Origin of the sequence: Halomicroarcula saliterrae, assembly GCF_031624395.1 — an archaeon.
GTDB lineage: Archaea > Halobacteriota > Halobacteria > Halobacteriales > Haloarculaceae > Haloarcula > Haloarcula saliterrae.
The window spans coordinates 138,488-160,533 of sequence record NZ_JAMQON010000001.1; the positions used below are offsets into that span (position 1 = coordinate 138,488).

20 protein-coding genes and 1 tRNA gene are annotated in these 22,046 nt (G+C 65.6%); 14 read left to right on the forward strand and 7 right to left on the reverse strand.

Translation table 11 applies throughout. From position 1 onward, the window contains the following. Nucleotides 1–46 precede the first annotated feature (46 nt). From NDI56_RS00745 to rad50, 3 genes are all read left to right on the forward strand, one after another. Nucleotides 47–445, forward strand: coding sequence for a DUF7966 family protein (locus NDI56_RS00745; protein ID WP_310917493.1), 399 nt, complete (start codon nucleotides 47–49; stop codon nucleotides 443–445). A 64-nt stretch (nucleotides 446–509) separates the two neighbouring features. Beyond that, complete coding sequence (gene mre11 / locus NDI56_RS00750) at nucleotides 510–1,802, forward strand: DNA double-strand break repair protein Mre11 (RefSeq protein WP_310917494.1); 1,293 nt, start codon at nucleotides 510–512, stop codon at nucleotides 1,800–1,802. A 13-nt stretch (nucleotides 1,803–1,815) separates the two neighbouring features. After that, nucleotides 1,816–4,497, forward strand: a complete 2,682-nt coding sequence (rad50, locus tag NDI56_RS00755) for a DNA double-strand break repair ATPase Rad50 (protein WP_310917495.1) — start codon at nucleotides 1,816–1,818, stop codon at nucleotides 4,495–4,497. Here the strand turns inward: rad50 and NDI56_RS00760 are convergent. From NDI56_RS00760 to NDI56_RS00770, 3 genes are read right to left on the reverse strand one after another with little or no spacing between them, the layout of a single operon-like run. Then, on the reverse strand, nucleotides 4,494–4,916 hold the full coding sequence (locus tag NDI56_RS00760) for a DUF7346 family protein (RefSeq protein ID WP_310917496.1): 423 nt from the start codon (nucleotides 4,914–4,916) through the stop codon (nucleotides 4,494–4,496). The genes rad50 and NDI56_RS00760 overlap by 4 nt on opposite strands. A 24-nt stretch (nucleotides 4,917–4,940) precedes the next feature. Next, the gene (locus NDI56_RS00765) at nucleotides 4,941–5,327 is read right to left on the reverse strand and encodes a DUF7322 domain-containing protein (protein WP_310917497.1); all 387 of its coding nucleotides are present in this window, start codon (nucleotides 5,325–5,327) and stop codon (nucleotides 4,941–4,943) included. Nucleotides 5,328–5,365: 38 nt separating this feature from the next. Next, nucleotides 5,366–5,557 carry a DUF7331 family protein gene (locus NDI56_RS00770; RefSeq protein ID WP_310917498.1) on the reverse strand — a complete coding sequence of 64 codons (192 nt, stop codon included), beginning with the start codon at nucleotides 5,555–5,557 and terminating at the stop codon, nucleotides 5,366–5,368. A gap of 132 nt (nucleotides 5,558–5,689) precedes the next feature. Between NDI56_RS00770 and NDI56_RS00775 the strand changes: the two genes are divergently transcribed. From NDI56_RS00775 to NDI56_RS00820, 10 genes are all read left to right on the forward strand, one after another. After that, a complete protein-coding gene (locus NDI56_RS00775; protein WP_310917499.1) occupies nucleotides 5,690–8,494 on the forward strand; it encodes a DNA-directed DNA polymerase in 2,805 nt (934 codons plus the stop codon). Nucleotides 8,495–8,616: 122 nt separating this feature from the next. Beyond that, nucleotides 8,617–9,543 (forward strand): ABC transporter ATP-binding protein, encoded by a 927-nt coding sequence (locus tag NDI56_RS00780; RefSeq protein ID WP_310917500.1) that lies wholly within the window; start codon nucleotides 8,617–8,619, stop codon nucleotides 9,541–9,543. 35 nt (nucleotides 9,544–9,578) lie between these two features. Then, nucleotides 9,579–11,009: a Fe-S cluster assembly protein SufB gene (gene sufB, locus NDI56_RS00785; protein ID WP_310917501.1), complete on the forward strand. Its 1,431-nt coding sequence runs from the start codon at nucleotides 9,579–9,581 to the stop codon at nucleotides 11,007–11,009. 2 nt (nucleotides 11,010–11,011) lie between these two features. After that, nucleotides 11,012–12,223 (forward strand): Fe-S cluster assembly protein SufD, encoded by a 1,212-nt coding sequence (gene sufD, locus NDI56_RS00790; RefSeq protein ID WP_310917502.1) that lies wholly within the window; start codon nucleotides 11,012–11,014, stop codon nucleotides 12,221–12,223. A gap of 324 nt (nucleotides 12,224–12,547) precedes the next feature. Next, nucleotides 12,548–13,375 carry a DUF7847 domain-containing protein gene (locus NDI56_RS00795; RefSeq protein ID WP_310917503.1) on the forward strand — a complete coding sequence of 276 codons (828 nt, stop codon included), beginning with the start codon at nucleotides 12,548–12,550 and terminating at the stop codon, nucleotides 13,373–13,375. A 72-nt stretch (nucleotides 13,376–13,447) separates the two neighbouring features. Beyond that, a complete protein-coding gene (locus NDI56_RS00800; RefSeq protein WP_310917504.1) occupies nucleotides 13,448–13,900 on the forward strand; it encodes an ArsR/SmtB family transcription factor in 453 nt (150 codons plus the stop codon). Next, on the forward strand, nucleotides 13,897–14,784 hold the full coding sequence (locus tag NDI56_RS00805; RefSeq protein ID WP_310917505.1) for a hypothetical protein: 888 nt from the start codon (nucleotides 13,897–13,899) through the stop codon (nucleotides 14,782–14,784). Before NDI56_RS00800 ends, NDI56_RS00805 begins: the two co-directional genes overlap by 4 nt. Before the next feature lie 99 nt (nucleotides 14,785–14,883). After that, complete coding sequence (locus NDI56_RS00810; RefSeq protein WP_310917506.1) at nucleotides 14,884–15,363, forward strand: ferritin-like domain-containing protein; 480 nt, start codon at nucleotides 14,884–14,886, stop codon at nucleotides 15,361–15,363. Further along, the gene (locus tag NDI56_RS00815; RefSeq protein WP_310917507.1) at nucleotides 15,360–15,794 is read left to right on the forward strand and encodes a metal-dependent transcriptional regulator; all 435 of its coding nucleotides are present in this window, start codon (nucleotides 15,360–15,362) and stop codon (nucleotides 15,792–15,794) included. Before NDI56_RS00810 ends, NDI56_RS00815 begins: the two co-directional genes overlap by 4 nt. 219 nt (nucleotides 15,795–16,013) lie before the next feature. Next, nucleotides 16,014–16,116: transfer RNA gene (locus NDI56_RS00820), tRNA-Gln, on the forward strand. Between the two features lie 184 nt (nucleotides 16,117–16,300). On the opposite strand, the gene NDI56_RS00825 is transcribed toward NDI56_RS00820, so the two are convergent. After that, nucleotides 16,301–17,029, reverse strand: coding sequence for a GNAT family N-acetyltransferase (locus NDI56_RS00825; RefSeq protein WP_310917508.1), 729 nt, complete (start codon nucleotides 17,027–17,029; stop codon nucleotides 16,301–16,303). A 459-nt stretch (nucleotides 17,030–17,488) separates the two neighbouring features. Here NDI56_RS00825 and NDI56_RS00830 point away from each other — a divergent pair, with 459 nt between their 5' ends. Further along, on the forward strand, nucleotides 17,489–18,205 hold the full coding sequence (locus NDI56_RS00830) for an HD domain-containing protein (RefSeq protein WP_310917509.1): 717 nt from the start codon (nucleotides 17,489–17,491) through the stop codon (nucleotides 18,203–18,205). Between the two features lies 1 nt (nucleotide 18,206). Here the strand turns inward: NDI56_RS00830 and NDI56_RS00835 are convergent, their stop codons facing one another. The 3 genes from NDI56_RS00835 to NDI56_RS00845 all read right to left on the reverse strand — a co-directional run bounded on the left by NDI56_RS00835 (nucleotide 18,207) and on the right by NDI56_RS00845 (nucleotide 21,905). After that, the gene (locus tag NDI56_RS00835) at nucleotides 18,207–18,911 is read right to left on the reverse strand and encodes a LysE family translocator (RefSeq protein WP_310917510.1); all 705 of its coding nucleotides are present in this window, start codon (nucleotides 18,909–18,911) and stop codon (nucleotides 18,207–18,209) included. Nucleotides 18,912–18,947: 36 nt separating this feature from the next. Further along, complete coding sequence (locus NDI56_RS00840) at nucleotides 18,948–19,838, reverse strand: coiled-coil protein (RefSeq protein WP_310917511.1); 891 nt, start codon at nucleotides 19,836–19,838, stop codon at nucleotides 18,948–18,950. 246 nt (nucleotides 19,839–20,084) lie between these two features. Further along, nucleotides 20,085–21,905, reverse strand: a complete 1,821-nt coding sequence (locus NDI56_RS00845; RefSeq protein ID WP_310917512.1) for a glycoside hydrolase family 2 protein — start codon at nucleotides 21,903–21,905, stop codon at nucleotides 20,085–20,087. Between the last annotated feature and the right edge of the window lie 141 nt (nucleotides 21,906–22,046).

A 22,046-nucleotide genomic window follows, 5' to 3' on the forward strand; every position in this document is an offset into this window, starting at 1 on the left:
AACTCTCGGCCGAAGGTTCTTGTGCGATACCGGTGGCACCGACCCTGTGACCGACCACGAACAGGCGAAGGCGGCGCTGGCCGCGCTCGCGGAGGGGGAACCCGAGCGACGCGAGGGGTCCGCGACCGGCCAACGCCACCGGCGTGTGCAAGGCCGACCGAAGGACTCGGTCCCCGACAGGACGGACGCTCCGGAATCGATGCCCAGGAACGCCGACCGGGCCGGCGAGCACGCGACGTACCGCACAGTCATCCAGCGGGCCGTGGCGGCGACCGACGACCTCGACGCCGCCGCCGAGTTCGTCGAGTCCGTCGGGCTCGAACGGCTCGAAGCCGCGGTCGAGACGGCCGAACACGAGGTCAGCGGGCTGGCCGACGACGGGCGCGAGGCGCTGGCGGCCTTCGAGCGGTTCCGCGTCGCGGCCGAGGGGCCGGTGCATGGGTGAGAGCGGATTACTTTCACCCCGGTCGCGACACCTCTTTAGGAGCGGCTGGCATACGCCCGGACAGATGACACGGGTGATACACACCGGCGATACCCACATCGGGTACCAGCAGTACCACGTGCCCGAGCGCCGGCAGGACTTCCTCGGGGCGTTTCGGGCCGTGGTCCGGGACGCCGTCGACGACGACGTGGCCGCGGTGGTTCACGCCGGGGACCTGTTCCACGACCGCCGGCCGACGCTGTCGGACATCATGGGTACGCTCGACGTACTGGAGGAACTCGACGAGGCGGACATCCCGTTTCTCGCCGTCGTGGGCAACCACGAGGCAAAGCGGGACGCCCAGTGGCTCGACCTCTACGCGTCGCTCGGGCTGGCCAGCCGCCTCGACGACGAGCCGACCCTCGTCGGTGACACGGCCTTCTACGGGCTGGACTTCGTCCCGCGGTCGAAACGGGAGGCCCTCGACTACGACTTCGCGCCCCACGACGCCGACCACGCGGCGCTGGTCACCCACGGCCTCTTCCAGCCGTTCGACCACGGGGACTGGGACGCCGCGGAGGTGCTGACCGGCTCCTCGGTCGAGTTCGACGCCCTGCTGCTGGGGGACAACCACAAGCCCGGCAAGCAGGAAGTCGAGGACGCGTGGGTCACCTACTGTGGTTCGACCGAGCGAGCGAGCGCCAGCGAGCGCGAGGACCGCGGCTACAACATCGTCTCCTTCGACGACGAGGTGCGCATCACCCGGCGCGGCCTCGACACCCGCGAGTTCGTCTTCGTCGACGTGGAACTGGCCCCCGAGGAGGGCGTCGAACGGGTCCGCAGTCAGGTCGGCCAGTACGACCTCGACGACGCCGTCGTCGTGGTGAGCATCGACGGCGACGGGGACCCCATCGCCCCGGCGAGTATCGAGGAGTACGCGCTGGACCGGGGCGCGCTGGTCGCCCGAGTGACCGACCACCGGGAGCTCGCTGCCGACGAACGCGAGACGAGCGTGAGCTTCGCCGACCCGGACGACGCCGTCGCCGAACGCGTCCGCGAACTCGGACTGAGCGGGGCCGCCCGCGACATCGACGAGACGGTGCGGGCCTCGAAAGTCGCCGACGCGAACGTCGCCGAGACGGTCGAGGACCGTGTCCGAGACCTGGTCGAGGACGAGCCCGAGACGCTGGAGGCCGTCGACGCCGCCGTGACGGCAGAGACCGACGAGCCGGACGCCGTGACGGCAGAGACCGACGGCGGGGACACCGACGACACGACTGATACTGACGACACAGCGGCCGAGGCCGACGCGACCGACGGGCCGGACTCCCCGGGTGGCGATGGCGAGGACCAGTCCAGCATGGAGGAGTTCCTGTGAGGGGTGGTCGGTAGTGCGATTCCAGCGTGTCTCCATGGAGCATTTCAAGTGTTACGACGACGCCGACCTCGCGCTAGACCCCGGCGTGACGGTCATCCACGGGCTCAACGGCAGCGGGAAGTCCTCGCTGCTTGAGGCCTGTTTCTTCGCCCTCTACGGCTCGAAGGCCATCGACGAGAAGCTGGAGGACGTGGTCACCATCGGCGCCGACGACTGTACCGTCGAGCTGTGGTTCGCGCACGCGGGCGGGGAGTACCACCTCACTCGACGGGTGCGGAACACGGGCGAGCGCGCGACGACGGCGAAATGCGTTCTGGAGACCCCGGACGACACCTTCGAGGGAGCCCGGGCGGTCCGCCGCCGTATCACCGAACTCCTCCGGATGGACAGCGAGGCGTTCGTCAACTGCGCCTACGTCCGCCAGGGCGAGGTGAACAAGCTCATCAACGCCTCCGCGAGCGACCGACAGGACATGCTCGACGACCTCCTCCAGCTCGGGAAGCTGGAGGAGTACCGCGAACGGGCCAGCGACGCCCGCGTCGGGGTCAAGCGGGTCCGCGAGGACAAACAGAGCCGGCTCGACCAGCTGGACGACCAGATAACGGAAAAAGAGGAGAAAGGCCTCCACGACCGGCTGAACGCGCTGGAGACCCGACTGGCGGAGACGACCGCCGACATCGAGCGCATCGAGGGCCAGCGCGAGACGGCCGCCGAGACGCTCGAACAGGCGAGGGCGGTCCTCGAGGAGTACGAGGAGCGCCGGGAGCAACTGACCGAACTCGGCGGCGACATCGAGACGCTGGAAGCGGAGATAACCGAGACGGAGGCCGAGCGCCAGGAGCTGAAAGAGCGCGTCTCGGCGCTGAAAGCCGAACGCGAGGAGCTGGCCGCTGACTTCGACGAGACGCTCGCCGAGACCGACCTCGACGAGGCCGACCCGGAGCGCGTCACGTCCCGAATCGAGACGCTGGAGGAGCGCGCGGAGGAGCTGCGCTCGCGCATCGAATCCCGGAAAGTCGAGGCACAGAAACACAGCAGCGAGGCCGAGTCGCGGGAGGCCGAGGCCGAGGACCTGCAGTCCCGCGCCGAGGCGAAACGTGACGAGGCCGACGACCTCGAATCCGACATCGAAGACGCGCGCGCGACCGTCGCGACGCGGCGCGAGAAACTCGACGATATCGACGAACAGATACAGCGGCTCGAAGCCCGGTTCGCGGACAGCGATGTCGACCGTGCGGACGCGACGGACCGCCGCGACTCCGTCGCTGCCGACCTCGACGAGGCCCGCCAGCGGGTGACCGAGCTGGAGACGAAACTGGCGAGCGAGCGCGACTCGCTCCGGGAGGCCGAGGCGCTGCTCGACGAGGGGAAATGTCCCGAATGCGGTCAGGACGTGGCCGAGTCCCCACACGTCGACTCTATCGAGGACGACCGCGAGCGGGTCGCGGAGCTGGAGTCGTCCCTCGAAGCCGCTCGCGAGACCGTCGAGACGCTCGAAGGCGAGCTGGAACGAACCGAGTCGCTGGCCGACGCGGCCGACCGGCTGGCCACGCTCGAATCGAACCGGGCCAACGTCGTTCAGCTCATCGAGGAGAAAGAATCGGGGCTGGACGCCGACGAGACCCGCATCGAGGAGCTGCGGGAGTCCGCTGAAGAACTCGAAGCCGAGGCCGAGGAGAAACGCGACGCCGCGACCGCGGCCGAGGAACTGGCCGCCGAGTCCCGCTCGGTAATCGGCGAGTGCAACCAGGAACACCAGCAGGTCAAACAGTCTATCCAGCGGTTAGAGCAGGTGGAGACCCTCCTCGACGCCGTCGACGAGCGCGAGAGCGACATCGAGCAACTGCGGGAGAAACGCGCCCAGCAGGACGCGATGAACGAACAGCGCCGCGAGCGCCTCGCGGAGAAACGGGAGCGACGGCAGGAACTGGCCGAACAGGTCGACGAGGACCGCATCGAGGAGGCCCGTTCCGAGACGGACCGCGCCGCGGACTACATCGAGAAGGCGGACGCCAAGCTCGCGGAACTGCGCGACCAACGCGACGAGACGCAGGCGGCTATCGGGGGCGTCGAGAACGAACTCGCGGAGCTAGAGACGCTCCGCGAGCAGCGCGAGGAGCTGGCCGCCACCGTCTCGAAGCTCGAAGCCCTGTACGACGAGAGCGAGCAGCTCCAGGAGATGTACGGCACGCTCCGCGCGGAGCTGCGCCGGCGCAACGTCGAGACGCTCGAACGGATGCTCAACGAGACGTTCTCTCTGGTGTACCAGAACGATTCGTACTCGCACATCGAACTCGACGGCGAGTACCAGCTGACGGTGTTCCAGAAGGACGGGGACCCGCTGGAGCCCGAACAGCTCTCGGGCGGCGAGCGGGCGCTGTTCAATCTCAGCCTGCGGTGTGCCATCTACCGGCTGCTCGCCGAGGGTATCGAGGGCGCGGCACCGATGCCGCCGCTCATCCTCGACGAGCCGACGGTGTTTCTCGACTCGGGTCACGTCACGCAGTTACTGGACCTCGTGGCGTACATGCGCGACGAGGTCGGCGTCGACCAGATTCTGGTCGTCAGCCACGACGACGAGCTCGTCGGCGCGGCCGACGACCTCGTCCGGGTGGAGAAAAACGCCACGTCCAACCGCTCGCACGTCTCCCGGGTCGACCGCATCGAGGAGACGGTGGCCGAACTTGCCGACTAGCTCGTGAGGAAGGCGACCGCATCGGTCGCCGTGTCGGTGGTGTCGTACCCCCGCTGGCCGAACACGTCGGCCTCCTCGACGAGCCCCGCCGCGCGGAACTCCCCGAGCAGGCCGTGGAGGTCGCTCTCACAGAGGTCGTAGCTGTCGAGCAGCTCGTGGACCGACAGCGGACCCCGCGTGTCGAGTTCGACGAGCAGCCCGAGCGCGTGCTCGTCGTGGGCCGCCGTAACCACCGTCCGCACCGCGTCGGGGACGGCGGTCGCGGCGGTCGCGAGCGGCGACTCGCCGTCGACGGACGCCAGTTTCTCGTTGGCGACGTGGCGCTCGGCGCCGGTCTTGGGGTCCCGGACGAGACTCGACTCGCTCGATTCCTTCAGGAGAATGTAGTGTGTCCCCGACTCGTCGCGGACGGTGCGCATGCCCGCAGTAGCTGTCGGGCGTGGTTAGCCGTTGTGGTCCGGTTCGCCGCCGTCTGCCGGCGCCCCGTCTTCGGCCGCGTCGTCGCTGTCACGCTGTTTCGTGAACCGACGGTAGCGGAAGTAGCCGTAGGCGGCCGCAATGGCGCCGACGAGGGTGATACGGACGCCCAGGTCGACGTCGCCCTCGAAGTAGGCGATCATTGGCCCGACCGACAGCGCCAGTAGGGCGACGTTGAACACGACGACGAGCTTCCAGAACAGCGCCGTCACGTCGTTGTTGGCCGCGCCCTCCGGTGGACTGGGCGCCTCCGGAACGTCGGGGCCGAGGCTCGACGGGTCGAACTCGTCGGGCTCGAATGGGCTCTTCTCTGAGAGGACGCCCTCGCCGTCCTCGTCGGGACCGTCAAGCACGAGTACCGGTCGGACCGCGACGGGTAAAAGGACTTCTTTCAGGCCAGTTCGTTCAGCGCGACGGTCGTATCTGTCTGCACCCACGCGAGCGGGTTCTGTGCGTCGTAGAACACCGTCCCCTCCTCGGTCTCGTACGTCTCGGTGGTCTGCACTGCCTCGGGAAGCGCAGGGTCCGACCGGAGGTCGTCCGCCCTATCCGACTCGCCGTCGGGAGATGCGTGGTGCGACATGGCAGGTCGTCTGTGGGTATGCCAGTCTTTACCATATACTTTCTGCCTGTGACAATCCTTTACAGTCCCTCCGGGCGGCGGGTGACGCCGCCGACCGCCGACGTTTTTATGTACCGTCTCGAAGACCGGGCAATGAGTGAGGACAGCCAGCGTACCTTTGGGGATTTCGTCAGCGAGGGGGACGATGGCGACCGGCCGACGGCGGAGGCCGCGGCCATCGCGGGCAACGGCGACGGGGGCGCGAGCGTCGTCGACATCGACGAACGCCAGTTCCAGCCGGTCGAGGAGACCGTGGAGTTCGTGGTCACGCAGGTCGACTACACCGTCGAGGGCCGGGGCGACGATGAGTTCCCCGTCGTCCACGTCTTCGGCCGGACCGACGACAACGAGCCGGTCCACGCGCGGGTCTACGAGTTCAAACCGTACTTCTATGCCCCGACCAGCAGCGTCGCCGAGGACCGACTCCGCCAGTACGACAACATCACCGGTTGGGAGGAGACCGACGGAGAGGGCGAGCCCTACGAGTCCATCCGCGGCGAGCGCCTGACCAAGATATTCGGCCAGACGCCCCGCGACGTCGGGCAGATGCGTGACGACTTCGACCACTACGAGGCGGACATCCTCTTTCCCAACCGCCTGCTCATCGACAAGGACATCACGAGCGGCGTGCGGGTGCCCGCTCGCGAACTCGACGACGGCAGCCTGAAGGTCCACCACGAGGAGCTGCGCCCGGTCGAGGCGACCGCCGACCCGCGGGTCAACACCTTCGACATCGAGGTCGACGACCGCCACGGCTTCCCCGAGGACGGCGAACAGACCATCGTCTGTCTCACCTCCCACGACTCCTACACGGACGAGTACGTCGTCTGGCTCTACGAGTCGCCCGACGGCATCGAGGGACCGGAGGCGCTCTCGGGCTACGACCCAATTCGGGACGACGCCGACCTGGCGGCCGACGTGCGCATCTTCGAAGAAGAGGCGGCGATGCTGGATGCCTTCATCGGCTACATCGAGGACACCGACCCGGACGTGCTGACGGGGTGGAACTTCGACGACTTCGACGCGCCCTATCTGCTGGACCGCATCGAGGCGCTCCAGAGCTTCGACCACGACTACGACCTGAACATCGACCGCTTATCGAGAGTGGACGAGGTGTGGCGAAGCGACTGGCGGGGGCCGGATATCAAGGGCCGTGTCGTCTTCGACCTGCTCTATGCCTACAAGCGAACCCAGTTCACCGAACTCGAATCGTACCGACTCGACGCCGTCGGCGAGCAGGAACTGGGCGTCGGGAAGGAGCGGTACACCGGCGATATCGGCGACCTCTGGGAGCAAGAGCCCGAGCGCTTGCTGGAGTACAACCTCCGCGACGTGGAGCTGTGTGTCGAACTCGACCGCGAGCAGGACATCATCGACTTCTGGGACGAGGTCCGTACCTTTGTTGGGTGCAAACTGGAGGACGCGACGACGCCCGGTGACGCCGTCGACATGTACGTCCTGCACGAACTCCACGGCGAGTACGCGCTCCCATCGAAGGGCCAACAGGAGAGCGAGGACTACGAGGGCGGGGCCGTCTTCGACCCCATCACCGGGGTTCGTGAGAACGTCACCGTGCTGGACCTGAAGTCGCTCTACCCGATGTGTATGGTGACGACCAACGCCAGCCCCGAGACGAAGGTCGACCCCGACGTATACGACGGCGAGACCTACCGCGCGCCCAACGGGACCCACTTCCGGAAGGAGCCGGACGGCGTCATCCGGTCGATGGTCGACGAACTCCTGACAGAACGCGAGGAAAAGAAGTCCCAGCGGAACAGCTACGACCCCGATAATCCGGAGTACGAGCGCTTAGACCGGCAGCAAGCAGCCGTCAAGGTGATAATGAACTCGCTGTATGGGGTGCTGGGATGGGACCGGTTCCGCCTCTACGACAAGGAGATGGGCGCGGCCGTCACCGCCACGGGGCGGGAGGTCATCGACTACACGGACGAGGTCGTCGAAGACGAGGGATACGAGGTCGTGTACGGAGACACCGACTCCGTCATGCTCCAGCTCGGGGACATCGGCCCAGCCGACCTCGATGGCGAGGCCGAGGTCACCGACGAGATGCGCGAGAAACACCCGGAGATGGACGACGACGAACTCGGGCTCATCGCGGCGACCATCCAGAAGGGGTTCGAGCTGGAGGACATCATCAACGCCTCGTACGACGAGTTCGCCAGCGAGCGGTTGCACGCCGAGGAACACCGCTTCCAGATAGAGTTCGAGAAGCTCTACCGGCGCTTCTTCCAGGCGGGCAAGAAGAAGCGGTACGCGGGCCACATCGTCTGGAAGGAGGGAAAACACGTCGACAGCATCGACATCACCGGCTTCGAGTACCAGCGGTCCGACATCGCGCCCATCACCAAGCGCGTCCAGAAGGAGGTCATCGACCGCATCGTCCACGGGGAGGACGCCGAGAACATCAAGAGCTACGTCGGCGAGGTCATCGAGGACTATCAAGCCGGGAACGTCGACTACGACGACGTGGGTATCCCGGGCGGTATCGGGAAGAAACTCGACAACTACGACACCGACACCGCACAGGTCCGGGGCGCGAAGTACGCCAACCTCCTGCTGGGGACGAACTTCCAGAGCGGGTCGAAACCCAAGCGGCTCTACCTCGACCGCGTGCACGCCGACTTCTGGGACCGGGTCGAGGCCGAGGCGGGTCTGGACGCCTCGACCGACCCGCTGTACGGCGAGTTCCGCCGGGACCCCGACGTTATCTGCTTCGAGTACGCCGACCAGATCCCCGAGGAGTTCGAGGTCGACTGGGACAAGATGCTGGACAAGACGCTGAAAGGGCCTATCGCGCGGATTCTGGAGGCGCTGGACATCTCCTGGGACGAGGTCAAATCCGGCCAGGAGCAGACCGGTCTCGGCCAGTACATGTAACGCCGCGGAGCGGTGCCTTTTCGGCCAAGAAAATATTATTTCTGGATAGCGAAATCGAGTTCGCGGCAATGCGAAAGCTTGATGGGGGAAAACAACCTTGTTTCGGTTGACCTAAGACTACCATGGCAGTACTCGAAATCAACAATCTACACGCGGAAGTTGCAGAGGAAGGCGGTGAGACAATCCTTCGCGGTGTGAATCTCGAAGTGGAGTCCGGCGAAATTCACGCCCTGATGGGGCCCAACGGCTCGGGCAAGTCGACCACGGCGAAGGTTATCGCCGGCCACCCGGCCTACGAAGTCACCGACGGCGAGGTCCTCATCCACCTCGAAGACGACGAGTTCGGCGAGGACTTCGAGATTCCCGACGACCTCCGGACGTGGGACCTGCTCGACCTCGAACCAAACGAGCGCGCCGCGCTGGGCGTGTTCCTCGGGTTCCAGTACCCCGCCGAAATCGAGGGCGTGACCATGGTCAACTTCCTCCGGACGGCGCTCAACGCCAAGCTCGAAGAGCGCGAGGAGCTGTTCGAGGACGAGGAAGAAGAGGCCGAAGAGAGCGAGGCCACCAAGGAGGACGCCGCCGGCTACGACACCTCCCCGATGGAGGGTAACGTCGAGGAAGGCGAGGTCGGCGTCGCCGAGTTCCAGGAGATACTCCAGGAGAAGATGGAGCAACTGGACATGGACGAGAAGTTCGCCTCGCGCTACCTCAACGCCGGCTTCTCCGGCGGCGAGAAGAAGCAAAACGAGGTCCTGCAGGCCGCCATCCTCGAACCGTCCGTCGCCGTGCTCGACGAGATCGACTCCGGGCTGGATATCGACCGTCTGCAGGATGTCTCCGAGGGAATCAACGCGCTGCGCGACGAGCAGGGCGCCGGCATCCTCCAGATCACCCACTACCAGCGCATCCTCGACTACGTCGAACCCGACCACGTCCACGTGATGCTCGACGGCCAGATCGCCCAGAGCGGCGGTCCGGAACTCGCCGAGAAACTCGAGGACGAGGGATACGACTGGGTCCGCGAGGAAGCCTACGAGGCCGCATAACACCCATACGTCCACACCACTAACCCATACATATCATGAGCTCAGACCAAGACCACCTCAAAGAAACCGACACCGAAGCCCGCTTCGAGTTCAAGAAGGACGAGAAGTCCGCCTTCGAGACCGAGAAGGGCCTCACCGAGGAGACCGTGCGGGTCATCTCGGAAGACAAGGACGAACCCGAGTGGATGCTCCAGCGCCGCCTGCGCGCGCTGAAGCAGTTCCAGGAGATGCCGATGCCGGAGGGCTGGCCCGGAGCGCCCGACCTCTCGGAAGTCGACATCGACCACATCGTCCCCTACATCCGCCCGGACATCGAGACACGCGGCGGCGCGGAGAACTGGGAAGACCTCCCGGAAGAGATCCAGGACACCTTCGACAAACTGGGCATCCCCGAAGCCGAGAAGAACGCCCTCTCGGGCGTCGGCGCCCAGTACGAATCGGAGATCGTCTACCAGAACATGCAGGAGCGCTGGGAGGAGAAAGGCGTCATCTTCTGTGACATGGACAAGGCGGTCCAGGAGCACGAAGAACTCGTCAAAGAGCACTTCATGACGAAGTGTGTCCCCCCGAGCGACAACAAGTTCGCCGCGCTCCACGGGGCCGTCTGGTCCGGTGGCTCCTTCGTCTACATCCCGGAAGACACCACGGTCAACATGCCCGTGCAGGCGTACTTCCGCATGAACTCCGAGGGGATGGGCCAGTTCGAGCACACGCTCATCATCGCCGAGGAGAACTCGGAGGTCCACTACATCGAGGGCTGTTCCGCCCCGAAGTACTCGGCGTTCAACCTCCACAGCGGTGGGGTCGAAGTGTTCGTCGGCGAGAACGCCCACGTCCAGTACTCGACCGTGCAGAACTGGTCGAAGAACACGTACAACCTCAACACCAAGCGCGCCATCTGTGAGGCCGAAGGGACCATGGAGTGGGTCTCGGGCAGCATGGGCTCGAAGGCCACGATGCTGTACCCCTCCACCGTCCTCAAGGGCCCCGGCGCGACGGACAACCACATCACCATCGCCATGGCCGGCGAGGGACAGGACATCGACACCGGCGCGAAGGTCTACCACAACGCGCCCGACACGAAGTCCACCATCGAGTCCAAGTCCATCGCGAAGGACGGCGGCCGCACGAACTACCGCGGGCTCGTCCACATCGCCGACGGCGCCGAGGACTCCTCGACTTCGGTCGAGTGTGACGCCCTGATGTTCGACAACGACTCCACCTCCGATACGATGCCGTACATGGAGATTCAGGAGTCGAAAGTCGACGTCGCCCACGAGGCGACCGTCGGCAAGATCGGCGACGAGGACGTCTTCTACCTCCAGTCCCGTGGACTGGACGACGACGACGCAAAGCAGATGATCGTCGCCGGCTTCATCGAGCCGATCACGGAGGAGCTGCCGATCGAGTACGCGGTCGAACTGAACCGTCTCATCGAGCTGGAGATGGAGGGGTCGCTCGGATAACCATGAGCACGCAGGTACACGCAACACTGTCGGAAGACGCAGTCGAACAGATTTCGTCGGACCTCGACGAGCCCGAGTGGCTGCTCGAAACCCGTCTGTCGGCCCTCGAGGCCCTCGAAGAGCTCGACATGCCCGACGTCATCCAGACGCCGGGCCGCAAGTGGACGAACCTCGACGCGCTCGACTACGAGACGCTGGTCGACCCGCTCGACTACGCACAGGACAAGGACCGCATCGACGCCGAGGGCGTCGACGTGCTCTCCTGGTCCGAGGCGCTCGACGAGCACGGCGAGCTCATCGAGGACCACTTCGGCTCCGTCGTCGACCCGCAGCGGGACTACCTGACGGCGCTGTCGACGGCGCTGTTCTCCGCCGGGACGGTCGTCTACGTCCCCGAAGGCGTCGACGCCGAGGACGTGAAGATTCGGACGACGATGAACAGCCAGTCGCTGTTCAACTACACGCTCGTCGTCGCCGAGGAGTCCGCCTCGGTCACCATCCTCGAACGACAGACGACCGGTGAAGACATCGACGGCGACCAGTACTACTCCGGCGTCGTCGAGGCCGTCGCGGGCGAGAACGCCTACGTCCAGTACGGCACCCTCCAGAACCTCTCGGAGGAGAGCTACAACTACCAGGTCAAGCGCGGCCACGCCGACACGTACGGTAGTATCGACTGGATCGAGGGCAACATCGGCTCCCGACTCACGAAGTCCAGCGTCGAGACGCGCCTGCTCGGGGACTCCTCGGAGTCCCAGATCGTCGGCGCGTTCTTCGGCCACGACGACCAGCACGTCGATATCGCGGCCCGTGTCTGGCACGAGGCCGAGCACACCGTCGCCGACCTCGTGACACGGGGCGTCCTCGACGACGAGGCCCGCTCGGTGTACGAGGGCGTTCAGGACGTCGGCACCGACGCGTGGGACACGTCGTCCTACCAGCGTGAGAACACCCTCATGCTCTCGGACGAGTCCGAGGCCGACGCCTCTCCGAAGCTCATCATCAACAACCACGACACCGAGGCCTCCCACTCCGCGACGGTCGGGCAGGTCGACGCCGAGGACATGTTCTACATGACCTCCCGCGGTGTCCACCCCGAGAAGGCGAAGAACATGCTCGTCGAGGGCTTCTTCGTCCCCGTCCTCGAAGAGGTCGCGGTCGACGAACTCCGCGAGGACCTCGACCAGCTCATCTACGAGCGTCTGCGCGAGTAACACGAGCGCAGGCTCGTCGGAGCTTGTCTCCGACGGCGTCTTCGTGAGTAACCCGTAGGGTTACGAACGAAGGCTCGTCAATCTCTGATTGACGGTGTCTCCGCGAGTGAGCCGGTAGGCTCACGAGGGGAGGCTCGTGAGGGCACTGCCCTGAAGGCGTCTCAGAGAGTAATCCCCCTGATTACTGTCTGATACTCGTCTTCCACGGTCGTTTCGGGAGCAGCGAGGTGCCCCCGCCCCAACGGCGGGTCTGCTCGCTGGAAGTATCAAAACGCGTTTTGATGTTACGGCCGCCTCAAGAGGGTCTCTCTCGTAGCTCGCTGTATGGCCGCTCTCGAATCGTTCCGCGACGGTTGGACCGCGCTGTCAACTACCCCGACGTTGCTCGTCGCCGGCGGGCTGCTGGTCGCGCTGTCACTCGCGGGTGTACTGGATTTCGGGCCGGAGACCGAGCCGATTGTCGCGCTGGGACTGCTACTGACCTTTCCGTTCGTTCTCGGGGGGTTTCTGGGGATGGCCGTCGCGGCGGTCCGGGACGGCGAGAGCTCGCTTGCGACCTTCGTTCGGGCCGGCGTCGCGAACTACTCGCGGCTGCTGGCCGCGACGGTGCTGTTCGTCGCCGGCCTCGTCGCGTTGTTCACGGTCCTGTTCGCGCTCACCCTCGTACCGCTGGTCCTGCTCGTTCTCGTCGACATGGGTGACGCGGCGCTCGTCGGCGCGGGCATCACTTTCGCGCTGAGTGTCCTCGCCACGCTACTCGGTATCCCCACGGTGCTCCTGTTCGTACAGTTCCTCGCGCCGGCCATCGTCGCCGAAGACCGGAGCGTCGCGGGCGCGGTCCGGCGGAGTGTCGCACTCGTCCGACACAACCTCGGTAGCGTCGTCGGGTTCACGCTGCTCTGGGTGTTTGTCGTGAGCCTCGTCCCCCATCCCGAGGTGTTACTGGAGGTCTCACCGACGTGGCTCCCCGCGACACCGTACTTCGGCGCCTCGACGCTCGTCGTCGCCGTCGCGAGCGTCCTGTCGACGGCGGCGCTCACGTACTGCTACACCGTTCATGCGGCCTACTTCCTCCGCCTCGCCGGAGGGCAGCCCGCTTGGACCCGGCAATCTGACCGTCCGAAACCCGCAGGAACTGTCGAAACACAGTAAGGTATTCGGCCGTGGAACGCCACAGCGGTGATATCGGTCCACTGCGCGACAGTTCCGTCAGGACACAGACATATGGGACGACTCCTGCCGACAGAGACTGACGCATCGGTCGAGCGAAGCGACGAGCCGTCGGTGCTGTGTATCGACGACGAGGCGACCTGCGAGGTGTTCTCGGCGCTGGGTTCGGAGACGGCACAGGATATCTTCCGGCTGTTGAACGAGGAACCGGCGACGCCGGCGACTATCGCCGAGGGGCTCGACATGTCCGTCCAGAACGTCCACTACCACCTCGGCAACCTCGACGACGTCGGACTCATCGAGGTCGTCGACACCTGCTACTCGGAGAAGGGCCGGGAGATGGACGTGTTCGTCGTCGCCGAGGACCCGACGCTCGTCTTTCTCGGGACCAGCGACGACAAGCCCGCGATGCGGCGCGCGTTCGAGTCGTTCGCGTCAGTCGTCGGCGTCTCACCGCTGCTGGTGTCGCTTGGCAACGCCGTTTCCGGGCTTCTGGGAGAGGAATGACCGCTGGGGAGGAGCGGCCCCCGTCGGTGTCCGCCGGCCCGCGTGGGCTGCCGATTCGCCGCCGCTCGGAGACCGACGGCTGTGGCTGTCTCGACTGTCGGAACGTCGACGCCACGGCGACCCGGCGGAGCCTCCTCGACACTGTCGCCTGGAGCTGGCGACTCTGCCGTACGCACCCGTCTATTCTCGTCCTCGGGGCCGTCCTGGTCGCGCTCGGTACGCTCGTCGATGTCCTCGGCGTTCGGTATCTCCCGGTTCCGGTCGCGGACGTGCTCGAAATCGCCGTCGCCGGCGGCTTTTTCATCGGCGTCAGAATCTACGTCGCGACACTCACCGCGCGTGAACTCACCGGAGACACGGTGAGTCCGTGGCTGTGGTGCAGACGGGCCGTCGGCCGGGCGCTAGTGCTGGTCGTGGTCCTGATCGGGTTGCTCGGTGCGCTCTCCGCGCTCTCGACACTGCTGAGTGTCGCGCTTATGGGCGTGCTGGTCCTCACGGCGCTCCAACCGACGACCCCGTACGGCTACATGCTGGTGTTCGCCGTCTCCGTCGGGCTGCTGTTGCTTCCCGTCGGAATCATGCTGTTCAAGTGCTGGTTCGCGATGGAGGCGTGTATCCTCGGCCGGTACGGCCCGCTGGAATCGATCCGGGTGAGCTGGGCGATGACGACCAGCTATCGCTGGAAGCTGGCGCGTCTCCTCTCGCTGTTTACCGTCGCCATCGGGCTGAGTTACGTCGGCAGACTCGTCGCTCCCGGTTCGGGTCCGCTCGCTGCTCTGTTCCCGGCCGTACAGAGCCTCGCCGGCGCTCTCGCGGAGCTGAGCGCCGTGGTCTGGTTCGCCGTCTCCGCACACCTCTACGTGCAGAGCGTCGTCGAGGGGTGACCGGGGCCCGCGTTTGGCCGGCACAGCGAGGGAACCGCTTAAGTTCCGGCCTCCCCGACCTTCCCCTATGACTGTCTCGCATCGCCCGGAGGTGTCGTCGTGAGTCTGACCCAGCCCGTCGCGTCGGACCACCAGCTCGCGCGCCTCCTCCAGATCGGCATCGTCCTCGAAGAGGTCGTCGAGGCGCGAGCCGCCAAACACGCGGCGGCGACCACCGCGAACGACTCACAGCTCCACGAGCTGCTCTCCGAGGCGTCGGCCGAGTCGGCCGACCACCGCCGCCGGCTGGAAGCGCTCGTCGAGGACCTCGACGCCGACACCGTCCCGTTCGAGGAGATACAGACCCTCGTCGAGGCCCAGTACGAGTCCGACAAGGACTTCGACGGTGTGTTGTACGACCAGCTCTGCAACGAGGAGACGGCGTACAAGTTCTACGACGACCTCATCGATTCTATCGAAGCGTCCGAGACCGACTTCGGTCTCGACCGCGAGCGGCTGCTCGACGTCCTCTCGACCATCCGCGAGGAGGAGGCCGCGGGCGTCGAGGACGTGACCGAACTCATGGAGGCACGAGAATGAACACGCAGGCTCAGTATCTGAAGGCGATATACCTCACACAGCAACAGGCCGACGGTCCGGCATCGACCGGCGACGTCGCGAATCTGCTCGACGTCAGCCCAGCCAGCGCCAACGAGATGATCGGTAAGCTCGAGGACCGCGGCCTGCTCGACCACGAGAAGTACAAGGGCGTCGACCTCACTGACGAGGGCATCACACAGGCCCGTGACGCCCTGCAGAACTACTGTATCATCGAGCGGTTCCTCATCGAGGTCCTCGAAGTCGAGGACTTCCGCGGCGAGGCCAAGACGCTCGAAGGGGTCATCGACGAGACCGTCGCCGAACGGCTCGACACCATCATCGACCGCGAACCGCAGTGTCCCGACTGCTTCAACGCCGAGGACGACGTCTGTGGTCTGCTCGACGTCGAGGCCGAAGTGACGAGCGACTAGCTCTCGAAGCGTTCAAGTGCATTCCGGCGGTTTATTCGAGTGCAGTCCCGTGGTGGTGAGCAATCTCGACGAGATTGCGAGGCACATGGGGCGAACGAAGCGAAGTCCCGTGGTGGTGAGCGAACCTGTGGTTCGCGATGCTCACGGGGCGAACGAAGCGAAGTCCCGTGGTGGTGAGCGAACCTGTGGTTCGCGATGCTCACGGGGCGAACGAAGCGAAGTCCCGTGGTGTAGTGGCCAATCATATGGGCCTTTGGAGGCGTTCGCCTTCGGCGAGCGCCGAAGACAGCCCACGACGGCGGTTCGAATCCGCCCGGGACTATTTTCGCGCGAACAACTTCGTGAGCGTGAATATCCTCGGCGGTTCGCGCCCAGAAGACGAGAGGATTCGAGTCTTCGTGGTTCGAATCCGCCCGAGACTATATTGCTTTTCCGACAACTCCTCCGGGACACACTTGCGTCCGGGGAAGCGTGACATCCCGTCAGGAAAACGAGGCTCAGATAGGCTATAGATACGCCGCGTCCCACCGAACCGGCTTTCGCACGTTCCCACACGACTCACACTCGATGCGGCCCATCGAATCCATCGCGGTGGCGAGCGTGTTACAGTTGCTACAGAAGTAGCCATAGCGGTTGTCGCCCTCCGGTTCGGTGAACACGACCTGGAAGGGGGCCTTCGAGCCGCGCTCCTGGTTGTCGTGGTCGACGTAGACGGTGCGGTCCGCGTCGGTCTGGACGGCTTCGCGGCCCCACTGCTCGGACTCGGCGTAGATGTTCTCGACGTAGCTCTCGCCGTCTATCTCGACCGTATCGGTGCCGACCTGCCGGAAGCCGCGGTGCTCGTAGAAGCTGGTCCCCTCGGTGTTCTCGGCGAGGACGCGCCCGCGGAGCCCCGTCACGTCGAGGTCCGTCAGCTCCTCGCGGGTCGCCTCGAACAGCGCGCTGGCGATACCCTCCCCGCGGTGAGCGGGGTCGACGTGGAGCCACAGCAGGGTAGCCGTGTCGGCCGCCGCGACGATACTCTCGGAGAACCCGACGACCTGGCCCGCCTCGTCGGCGACGACGACCACCCGTCCGGGCTCTTCGAGCTTCTCGGCCAGTCGGTCCTCGCTGTACCACTCCGCTATCGCGCTGGTAATCGCTTTCGGCCCCAGCGAGTACGACGCCTGCAGTGAACGGCGCGCGACATCCCGAACCGCGGGTCGGTCGGCTGGTCTAGCCCGTCGGAGTTCCATACGTCTACCCTGACAGCGGACGGGCATAAAAATACAGTTCAATTGAAACTTTCGGCGGCTGACCGCGGGTCGAGATGCCGGAACTACTACCACATAATTCAAAGAAAGTCTTATACTCTTGGACGCACGATTTACATTCACACATGGAGGTTGATTATCGAGCATAGATGGAGAGGATAACTACCTGAAACAGAGAGAGGTGTCTTGCCGGCCGATGCCTGCCGGCTGCCCGCCGAGATGGCCGTTCTTCGCCCGAACGCGTGCTACCGGACCGGTCGTGGTCCCCGCTCGCACTGGGCGCCGCTCAACCACACCGCCACTCTTGGCACCGCTGTTTTCCGTACATCCGTTCGGATTCGTGACCGCTTCGGGGCGTTTTCCCTGTCGTAACGCTAAAGAGTCGAACGTACCTTCTTATCTGTAAGATGAATACCGGAACCTATCGCCGGAGGTGTCGCCGTGGGCGTCGAGATTAGGGAGTCACCAGTCTCGGACGAGGCGTTCGATGCGATGCGGGAGTTCGTCCACGACTATCTGGCTGCCAGTGTCGAAAACGAGGACGAAGGCGGCAGGATGCGCTGGTACCCCTGGCACTCGGCGGAGTACCGGTTCAACCACATCCTCAACGTCGTCGACATCTCGACGACCATCGCCGAGCGGGAGGGTGCGAACGTCGACGTGACCCGGGTGGCGGCCCTGTTCCACGATATCGCGAAGCTGGAGGCCGAACAGGACGTCCACGCCGAGGCCGGCGCTCGCATCGCCCGCGAGTACCTCGAGACACACGGTGAGTACCCCGACTCGTTCGTCGAACAGGTGTGTCGTGCTATCGAGGCCCACTCCTATCAGGACGACCTCTCGGACCTCTCTCTGGAGACGCAGTGTCTCATCGAGGCGGACATCCTCGACAAGGTCGGGGCCAACGGGACGGCCCTGATGCTGTTGCGGATGGGCTATGAGTCACGGACCCACATGGACGCCGCGGAGATGGTCGACCGCGTCATCGAGCGCGGCGTCGACGCCAAGGAGCGCGTCGAGAGCGACACCGCGGAGTCGCTCGTCCACCAGCGGCTCAAGCGCACCCGCTGGTTTCAGGAGTGGCTGGAGATGGAGGTCGCCGAGATGGAGGCCGAGGAGAGCCTCGACGACGTGGCGACCGGGATGGGTGACTCCTGAACTACTGCACCACGGCCTGACCGAGAAAGAGCACACCGGTCACGGCGAGCACCGCGGCGCTCGCCCACGCCACGGCCGGCGCCAGCGCCTCGACGCGCCGGCGTGCCAGCACGATAGCCGCCGGAAAGCCCGTTATCCAGAGCGCGATACCACCGAACAGCCCGACGAGCAAGGCCGGATGGCCCGTCCGGACGACGAGCAGGCCCGTGGTGTCGGTCCCGACGGAGGGCAGTGACGACAGCACGTCTACCGTTCCCGGCCGGAGGAGCCCGATGCCGACAGTGAGCCAGAACACCACCTGGTAAGGGTTCGTGAGGGCCAACACGAGCGCTTTCCGGAAGCCACGGCTCTCCGCCCCGGACGCCTCGGCCGACGAGAACCCGCTCGCGTCCCGGACGGCGCCGTAGGCGAACCAGAGCATCAACAGGCCGCCAGTCGCCACCATCAGCCGATGGAGTCCGGGCGTCTCGGTCACTACTGTGGCGACACCGACGAGCGAGAGGAGGAGGAAGCACAGGTCGGCCACCATCGCACCCAGCCCGGCAAACAGCCCCGCTCGCCACCCGCGAACAGCGCTCTCCTCGGCGATGACGGCGTTCATCGGTCCCGGCGGTGCCGCCAGTGCGAGGCCGAAGACGACACCGCCAACGACCGTCGGGAGGAGCCCGAGCGGACCCGCCGACTGGAGGGGAACATAGGGATGCATCTACTGGCCGTGAAAAACAGAGAGAAAGACGCCGACTCAGAGCTTGCCGGCCTTCTGCAGCTTCATCAGGTCCTCGGTGTCGAGGGTTTCGCCTTCCTTGAACTTCTGGTAGATCTCCTCGGCCTCCTCGCGGGCGGCCTCCTGCTTCTCCTCGCGCTGGGAGCGCTCCTGTTGCTCCTCTTTCTTGTCGAGCTCGCGCAGGCGCTTCTGGACGCGGACGAAGTCCTCGTGGTGCTGGTCGGCGGCCTCCTGGGCCTCCACGAACTCCTCGTGTTTCTCGTCGGCGTCGTCACGGATCTCGTCGGCCTCGCGGTAGGCCTCGATCATCTCGTTGTGGTGTTTCTGGGCCTCGTCGGCCAGCTCCGTGACCTTCTGGTGGTGTTTCGAGGCCTCCGAGCGGACCTCCTCGGCCTCCTCTTTGAGCCCCTCGAGATCGCCGCTCTGGTCGAGCTTTTCTTTCTTGTTCTGGAGCTTCTCGCGTTTCGCCTCGATCTTCTCGATGAGCTCCTTCTCGTCCTCGGAGGAGAGCACCTCGGTCTGCTGTTTGAACTCGAGATCTTCGATCTCGTCCGTGAGTTCGTCGACCGATTTTCCCTCGTCGAGTTCGAGGTCGTTCTTGACTTTGTCGACCTTGTCGAACAGCTTGTTGGCCTCGGCGTTGAGCTCGTTGCGCTTGTCCTTGTGCTCCTGGACCTGCTCGTTGAGCTCGTCGCGCTTCTCGCGGTGTTCTTGGGCCTCGTCGACCTTCTCGCGCGTCTTCGCGTTCAGGTCGTCGCGGGCGCTAGCACGCTCGGAAGCCATCTGGTTGAGCTCGTTTCGCCGGTCTCGCAGCTGACCGGCGAGCTTGATGAGCTCGCCCTTCGATTTGTTCTCAAGATCCTCTTCTGTTACTGCAACGTTTTTTGATTCGTCTATCGAGTCTGCCATTGTTGGAACCTCTATGCCATCACCGCCTTCGGACAGGCAGAACCGTAGCTATGGAGGGGCTGGCACCAATAACAAGGGTTCCCTCTCATGTTGGGCGCGGAGCGATACTGCCTGAACGCGAAAGCGTTCTGGTACCAACAACTACCGGGGGATACCGTTTAAATATTGCGGTGCAACCGATACCGTGGCGACCCCTCACACACCCGTCTGCGGGCGCGTGAAGCTTTCACACGGATTCGGTATCGGTTATATATCCCCGTCGATGTGGTACTCGTTTTTCACCGCCTGCCGCTCGACGGCGGCGGCCAGCGTCAGTTCGTCCCCGGCTTCGAGGGTGAGCGAACCGACGGTCACTCTGCCGAACTCGCCGATGATGCGTTCCTCCTGTTGCCGGTCGCCGTTGTGGTCCCACTCGACGGTCACCGTCGCGCCCGAGGGGCGGTCGTGACACACCACGATGTCGCTTTCGCCCGGTGTCGGGTCCGAGAGGAACACCTGTGTCGGCTGGTAGCTGTCGGTCACCGTCGCGTACGCCGCCTTTTCCGTTCCGTCTTCGGTGAGCACGCCCATCCCGGCGTCGCCCACGTCCCGGAGGCTGTCGAGCAGCAGTATCTCGCTCTCCCGCTGTCGGAGCGCCTCGGCGACCGCCTGCACGATTCGGGCCTGATACGTCTGTGAGGCCGTGCTGTCGCCGCTGACGCGGCTGTCGTGGACCGCCGCCGTCTCGTCGCTCCCCAGCGAGCCGGCGCCGAAGCCGGCGACCACCTCGCCGACGTCGTACCGGTCACAGAGCCACGACAGGTCGCCGACCGCGCCGTACTGCCAACCCGGATACAGCGTGACAGCGTCGGGGTCGATACCGGGCGGGCCGACGACGGGGAAGGTGGGGACCCCTTCGACGCGGTCGGCCACCGACGTCGCGGGCGCCTCGTTGTAGCTCGCACGCCAGGCCCGGAAGCGAAAGCGCAGCCGGTCGAGCAGCCCCGAACCGAGCCCGTCGGCGTAGGGCCGGACGGGTTCGTCGTGGACCGCGACACAGGCGAGGCTCGGGTGGTGGCCGATGTGGGCGGTGAACGCCGACGCCAGTTCGCGACCGCGCTCCATATCGAAGCCACCGGGGCCGGTGAGTGGAAGGTCCTGCCAGAGGAGGAGGCCGTATTCGTCACACGCCTCGGCCACGTCCGGTGGGAGGCCCTGGGCGCGAACGCGGACGAGGTTCGCGTTCGCCGCCAGCGCGCGTTCGACGTCCTCGACTGTCGGGTCCAGTAGCGTCACCCCGCGGACCCTGACCCGCTCGCCGTTGACCCGGAGCCCGTCGTCGTACGTGACCGAGCGCAGCCCCGTGGTCAGGGAGTGCTCGGCGTCGCCGAGTTTGGCCCGCACCACGTACCGGGGCTGGTCGCCGCGGTCGTGGGGCCACCACAGCGTCGGGTCCCGCACGTCTATGGTGTGCGTGACGGTGCGTTCCCCGGCGTCGGTGTCGACGCGGGCGCGGTCCATCATCCCGCCGCCCCGCACTTCGCCCGCCGGCCGCAGTGAGAAGGTGAGCCGGTCGTCGATGGGTTCGCTCGTGACGACTTCGGCCTGTACGTCGACCGCGGCCCCCTCCTCGGTGAGGCGCGGTCGCGCACGCATCGCGTGCACGAACGGGTCGGGGTAGGTCTCGATGCTCGCGTCCCACCAGATGCCCGGCACGCAGCGGTCGGCCGGCAGCTCGTCGGTGTCGTGGAGCCCGCCAAAGCGGTGCTCGGGGCGCCGACACTCGACCAGGAGCCGGTACTCCTCGGCGTCGGGCAGCCGGACGCGCAGCGGCGTGACGTAGCGGTCCGAGGCCGCGAGCTGTTCGCCGTTACACCAGACGCGTGTCTGGGCGTAACTCCCCCGCAGAACGAGCACCGCGTGTTCGTCGGCGCCACGCCGCGGGTCAGCGACCGTCGTCTCGTATGCGACGGCGTCGGCCCCGGCGAACTGTGCCGGCCGTCCCGGGACCGACACCGGTTCCCACGTCTCCGGCGACGGCATCTCCTCGTCCGGCGCTACCGACGCGCCGCGCCACGAAAGCGACATACCATGTGGCCCGTCCGCTGGGGGCATATCCTTTACCCCCACGGGCCGGCGGTGGATTCGGTCCGGCCCCGTCGCCCGCTGTCACTTTCACTTTCACTCCGGGGACGGCTCGGATTAAGGTAACCCCGGACCGTCCCTGCA